Annotated in this window: 1 protein-coding gene; it reads left to right on the top strand. The window is 55.6% G+C overall.

The annotated features are described in order from the left end of the window. The coding region (locus GXO76_10065) for a hypothetical protein (GenBank protein NOY78198.1) at positions 1 to 1,096 on the top strand (1,096 nt) is incomplete at both ends.

Below are 1,096 nucleotides of genomic sequence, written 5' to 3'. Positions count from 1 at the left end.
GGTGGAAACGTTCCATTTCGGAAACGGGGTCGGTTTCACCATCGAGCCCATGCAGGCCTATTTCCCCTGGACGGATTTTTACCATAATACGGAGCGGGTTGACCACCGCTTTTTCGATTGGGGGTTTCAGCGGGACTGGTTCTGGAATCTGCTCTGGGGGCGGCTGTCGTACAATCCCAATACGGATGCACGCGTGTGGATGAAGCAATTTGAGCGCCGTTTTGGGGACAAGGGGGCACGGGACGTTGAAGAAATCGTGGCCACCTCCAGCCAGATAGTTCCGCTGATTTTTCAGGCACATTGCTTGGGGGTCGATCACCGGGCCATGGCACCGGAGTACGAAACCGGAAACGGCGCCTTTCGTTGGGGGGAAGAGCGCGTAGATCTGGGAATTGACGAATTTTTGCCCGTCAAGGCATTGGATTCCACCGCCTACTCAGGCGTGGAAGAGTACGTCACGGAGCAGCTAACCGGGACGCTTTCGGGACGGCATTCGCCCATTGAGGTGTCCCGCCGATTCAAAACCCTGGCTTCACGGATTTTTTCAGCGATCAATCGGGCGAATACGGAAGTCAGTCCGGCCAACAAGGAATACGACTGCACCCGCATGGATGCTGAGGCCCTGGCCGATTTGGGTCTCTATTACAGCGAAAAGCTCCTTGCAGCCGTGCAATTGGGATTTTTTGAGCAGACCAAAGACTGGAAACACCTGAAACCGGCCATTGCCCACGCCCGCCGCGCGTACGACTACTGGAACGATCTGGCAACCGTAACGGCCATTCACTACCATCCGATTGTGGAAGAATTGCGGATGCGGACCAACGATTACACCTGGGGCGGACGATTGCCCATCCTGAAAGCAGACATTCAAACCCTGCAGGATAAAATTTACCGGTTGATTCAATCCAATGATCACTACACCGGCCCGTTGCGCATCGGACACACCCCGATTCGGCGCGTCAAACCCGGCGAAAACATCACCTTCACTGCAACCCTTCTTTACTGGAAAGCAGGGATGAAACACGCTCCCCGGGGACGTGTCTGGGTAGGCGTGCGTAAACCGGGTGAAAAACAGTTCCGGGAATGGGAACTGCGG

Source organism: Calditrichota bacterium (assembly GCA_013151735.1).
Lineage (GTDB): Bacteria > Zhuqueibacterota > JdFR-76 > JdFR-76 > BMS3Abin05 > BMS3Abin05.
Note: the sequence above shows the minus strand (reverse complement) of the source record. Positions and strands in the feature narration are given on the sequence as shown.